The sequence below is a fragment of the Pseudonocardia nigra genome, assembly GCF_019396355.1.
In the GTDB taxonomy this organism is placed as follows: domain Bacteria; phylum Actinomycetota; class Actinomycetes; order Mycobacteriales; family Pseudonocardiaceae; genus Pseudonocardia; species Pseudonocardia nigra.
This window is the reverse complement of sequence record NZ_JAHKRK010000358.1, coordinates 1-4,526: the sequence shown is the minus strand read 5'-3', so window position 1 is coordinate 4,526 and position 4,526 is coordinate 1. Positions and strand designations below refer to the sequence as shown.

General features: G+C 69.1%; 4 protein-coding genes. All 4 read left to right on the top strand.

Annotated elements, in window-relative coordinates:
* Positions 1–181 precede the first annotated feature (181 nt).
* From KME75_RS40150 to KME75_RS47280, 4 genes are read left to right on the top strand one after another with little or no spacing between them, the layout of a single operon-like run.
* Positions 182–1,528 carry an MFS transporter gene (locus tag KME75_RS40150; RefSeq protein WP_219420235.1) on the top strand — a complete coding sequence of 449 codons (1,347 nt, stop codon included), beginning with the start codon at positions 182–184 and terminating at the stop codon, positions 1,526–1,528.
* The gene (locus tag KME75_RS40145) at positions 1,525–2,367 is read left to right on the top strand and encodes a nitrilase-related carbon-nitrogen hydrolase (RefSeq protein WP_219420234.1); all 843 of its coding nucleotides are present in this window, start codon (positions 1,525–1,527) and stop codon (positions 2,365–2,367) included. Before KME75_RS40150 ends, KME75_RS40145 begins: the two co-directional genes overlap by 4 nt.
* On the top strand, positions 2,364–3,935 hold the full coding sequence (locus tag KME75_RS40140) for an amidohydrolase (protein ID WP_219420233.1): 1,572 nt from the start codon (positions 2,364–2,366) through the stop codon (positions 3,933–3,935). The genes KME75_RS40145 and KME75_RS40140 overlap by 4 nt, the downstream gene beginning before the upstream one ends.
* Positions 3,932–4,435: a nitrilase-related carbon-nitrogen hydrolase gene (locus KME75_RS47280; protein WP_219420232.1), complete on the top strand. Its 504-nt coding sequence runs from the start codon at positions 3,932–3,934 to the stop codon at positions 4,433–4,435. Before KME75_RS40140 ends, KME75_RS47280 begins: the two co-directional genes overlap by 4 nt.
* The last annotated feature ends 91 nt before the right edge of the window (positions 4,436–4,526 follow it).

The window sequence follows — 4,526 nt, the reverse complement described above, 5'->3', positions numbered from 1 at the left end:
CTCCGGCTCGGACACCCCAAGATCACACCGCAGACCAGCCGATCATTCGTGATCGACACGCCACTGCCGCCAAGATCACACTGACCCCGACACGAGGTCACGCTCAAGATCGGGCTGAATGCTTACCACGCTCGAGGTGGCCGACCGCTACTACTACAGCGGAAACTGAGGAGACGAGACCATGTCAGCGTCGACAGGGGTCGAAACACCGGTGCCGGTATCGCCGGCCAAGGTCGCATTCGCGAGCTTCATCGGGACCACCGTCGAGTGGTACGACTACTTCATCTTCGGCACCGCCGCGGTGCTCGTGCTCAACCAGCAGTTCTTCCCGACGCTCAGTCCGGCGGCCGGGACCCTTGCGGCGTTCGGCACGTTTTCCGTGGCGTTCATCGCGCGGCCGCTGGGCAGCATCATCTTCGGTCACTTCGGGGACCGGGTGAGCCGCAAGCGGATGCTGGTGTTCTCGCTGCTTGGCATGGGGCTGGCGACCGTGCTGGTCGGGCTGGTGCCGGGCTACGCGGCGATCGGCGTCGCCGCGCCCGTCATCCTGGTCGCCCTGCGGTTCCTGCAGGGCTTCGCCGTGGGCGGCGAGTGGGGCGGCGCTGTGCTGATGGCACTGGAGCACGCGCCGGCCCGGAAGCGCGCGTTCTTCGCCAGCTGGCCGCAGGCCGGCGTCCCCGCCGGGATCGTATTGGCGACCGGCGCGTTCTACCTCGTGCAGCTGATGCCCGAGGCGCAGTTCCAGGCGTGGGGGTGGCGGATCCCGTTCCTCGGCTCCGTAGTGCTGATTGCGGTGGGGCTCTACATCCGGCTGAAGGTCACCGAGTCACCCGAGTTCACACAGATGCAGGACGAGGAGGCCCAGCGCGAGCGCCGGCAGCGGGTGCCGATCATCGAGGTGCTGCGCGAGCATAAGCGGCCTGTGCTGATCGGTGCGTTGGCCATCGCGGGTGGCAACACCGTGTTCTACCTGTCCACGGTCTACATGCTCGCCCACGGTCCACAGGACCTCGGGTTCGACCGGGGGACGATCCTGGTCATGATCATGGCCGCCGCGGCGATCGACATCATCAGCATGCCGCTCGTGGCGATGATCGCGGACCGGATCGGCCGCAAACAGCTGCTGCAGCTCGGCGCGGTGATCGGCATCGTGATCGGGGTGCCGATGTTCGCGTCCTTCCAGACCGGCACGGCGTGGGGCATCTTCCTGGCCGCATTCCTCGCGCTGCCGGTGGGCCACGCGTTCTCCAGTGCCGTGATCACCAGCTTCATTCCCGGTCTGTTCGCGACCCGGGTCCGCTACACCGGAGCCGGATTGGCCTACCAGCTCAGCGGGATCATCGCCTCGGCCCCGGCGCCCTTCGTCGCGACGTACCTCTACGCGGCGACACAGAGCAGCTTGGCCGTCGGCGCCTACCTGTCCGCGGTGTCCGTAGTCGCGCTGATCGCGATTTCGTGCGGACCCCGGACGAACCTCGACCGCGAGGTCACCGCCCTGAACTCGACGAGGGGAGCCGTCCCGTCATGACCAGAATGGTGCGCGCCGCAATGTTCCAGACGGCATGGACCGGCGATCAAGAGTCCATGCTGGATGAGCACGAACAGGCCGCCAGGCAGGCTGCCGAGCAGGGTGCCCAGGTGCTCTGTTTCCAAGAGCTGTTCCACGGCCCGTTCTTCTGTCAGGTGCAGGACCGGGAGTTCTACGGCTACGCCGAGCGGGTGCCGGACGGGCCGACCGTCGAGCGGTTCCGCGCGCTCGCCGCCGAGCTCGGGCTCGTGATGATCCTGCCCGTGTTCGAGGAGGAGCAGCCGGGAGTGCTGTACAACACCGCGGCCGTGGTAGACGCCGACGGCACCTTCCTCGGCAAGTACCGCAAGAACCACATCCCGAACCTGAAGGGGTTCTGGGAGAAGTTCTACTTCCGGCCCGGAAACCTGGGCTACCCGGTCTTCGACACGGCCGCCGGGCGTATCGGTATCTACATCTGCTATGACCGGCACTTCCCCGAGGGCTGGCGGGCGTTTGGCCTTGGCGGCGCCGAGATCGTCTTCAATCCGTCGGCCTCCCACCGCGGGCTGTCGCAGTACCTGTGGCAGCTCGAGCAGCCCGCGTCCGCCGTGGCGAACGCCTACTTCGTCGGCGCCCTCAATCGGGTCGGGGTGGAGGAGTACGGCGACAACGACTTCTACGGAAGCTCCTACTTCGTCGGGCCGGATGGAGCGACTGTCGGTGAGCCGGCAAGCGACGCGAAGGCCGAGCTGGTCGTCCGCGACCTCGACCTGGATCAGATCCGCGAGATCCGGGATCGCTGGGCGTTCTTTCGCGACCGCCGCCCGGAGTCCTACGGCGGGCTGGTGGCGCCGTGAAGGTCTTCACCGGGCCGCGGATCCTACCACTGGAGGGCCCGGAGCCGGAGGCGTTCGCCGTCGACGGCGAGTGGGTGGTGGCCTCGGGTCCGCGGGCGGAGCTGCGTGAGCGCTACCCGGGCGCCGAGTGGGTCGACCTGGAGGGTGCGCTCGTCGTCCCCGGCTTCAACGATGCGCATTGCCACCCGTCGCAGGCGGCGCTGGCGCGGGTGCGCGTGGACCTGTCCACGGCTGCCGACCGTGAGGAGGTGCGGGCGGCATTGCGGGCCCGCGCGGCCGTCGTGCCGGCGGGGGAGTGGGTCGTCGGCCAGCCGCTGAACGAGCGCGAGGTGGCCGGGGTCGACCGGGACTTCCTCGACACCGTCTCGACCGAGCACCCGATTGTGATCATCCAGTACACGTTTCATCGGGCGGTTGTGAACAGCCGGGCCCTGGAGATGCTCGGCTACCGCGCGCCTGCCGACGCGCCGGACGGCGGTGAGCTGACGGTCGGTGCGGACGGCCGTCTCGACGGCTGGATGTTCGAGCGGGCGTGGCTGGACCCGTGGCTGCCCGGGCCGCAGCGTGCCTCGATCGCCCCCGGCGGGGAGGCCGCCGCGCAGGTGGCGGCCCTGCGGGAGATCAACGCCGAGCTGCACCGGGTGGGCATCACGTCCTACTGCGACGCGATCGTCACGCCACTGGAGCAGCAGATGTACGTCTCTGCCCTGCGGGCCGGGCAGCTCACGCCGCGGGTGAGCATGCTGCTGTGGCACAGCTACTTCGACCCGCAGGCCTGGCCGCAGGAGCAGCCGGACGCCGTGCACCTGCAGCTCGCCGGTGTGAAGATGATGCTCGACGGCGCGTTCTCCGGTGGCACCTGCCTGTGCCGGCATCCGTATCCGAGCGCGACGGGTGCCGACAATGGCCTGCAGGTGCTCGGGGACGCCGGCTTCGCCGAGAAGGTGCGTGCCGTCGACGCGGCAGGCCTGCGCGTGGCGGTCCACGCCAATGGGGACCTCGCGATCGCGAAGGTCTTGGACGTGCTGGAGTCACTGCCCGACCGGCCGTCACGGCCCAACCACCGGATCGAGCACTGCAGCATCGTCGACGACGCCTTGATCGGGCGGATCAAGCGCGCCGGGGTGACGCCGGTGCCCTTCGGCCCGTTCATCGCGCTGTTCGGCGAGGCGGTCCGCGGCTTCTACGGCCCGGAGCGCACCGAGATGGCGTGCGCGCACCGGTCGTTGCTGGATGCGGGCGTGCAGGTCGGCGGCTCGTCGGACTTCCCGATCGTGCCGATTGACCCGCTGCTGGCCCTGCAGAGCCTGGTCACCCGCCGCACCGCGAGCGGGCTGGTGGTGGGGCCGGGCCAGCGGCTCGACGTGCTCGACGCGCTGGCCGTCTACACCGCCGGGTCGGCCCACGCCACGGGCGAGAGCGCGATCAAGGGGAGGCTGACGCCGGGCCAGCTTGCCGACTTCGTGGTCCTGGGCGCCGACCTGACGGCCGTCGACCCGGCCGAGATCGCGTCGGTGCCGATCCGCTCGACGTGGGTGGGCGGCAGCTGCGTCTGGTCGGCGCCATGAGGCTCGCCGGCTTGCAACCAGCTGGCACACCCGGCAACGTCCCGGGCGATTGCCGAACTCGACCGGGCCGCCCAGATGCTCCCGCGCGGGACGCCCGCCGGCTGATCACTCCCGAACTGTTCGTCACCGGCTATGACATCGGCCACGCCGTATACGCCCTTGCCGGCAAGGACCTGACCGGCCCGGCTCGCGAAATCGCGAGACGCCGTGGCGTCGCGATCGTGCGGGATACGCCCGACTACGACGCAGGTTACTCCTACAACACCCCATTCTTCATCGGGTACCCCGGTCGGATGGGGGCCCGCTATCTCAAGACGCACCTGTTCGGCGACGTACGTCAATCCCGGCGCCGATCTGCTGTCCTCGGCGAGCTACGACGGGCTGAGGATCGCGCGGCTAATCCGTTACGACTGAGACGATACGGGCCGCGGCGCTGGCCGGAGCCCACCTGCTCGCGATGCGCACAGGGCCCCGGCGTTGTAGATCTTTGTCCGGTTTGATCGTTTGTTGTTAGATTCCGAAGACCGCGAAGGCGGCGGCGTGGTCGTGGAGGTCGCGTCGGGCGTGGGCGAGGTTGGCGCGGCCGGCGAG

Coding starts and splice junctions, on each gene's coding strand:
- KME75_RS47280 (WP_219420232.1), top strand. CDS start 3,932: ATGAGGCTCGCCGGCTTGCAACCAGCTGGCACACCCGGCAACGTCCCG.
- KME75_RS40145 (WP_219420234.1), top strand. CDS start 1,525: ATGACCAGAATGGTGCGCGCCGCAATGTTCCAGACGGCATGGACCGGC.
- KME75_RS40150 (WP_219420235.1), top strand. CDS start 182: ATGTCAGCGTCGACAGGGGTCGAAACACCGGTGCCGGTATCGCCGGCC.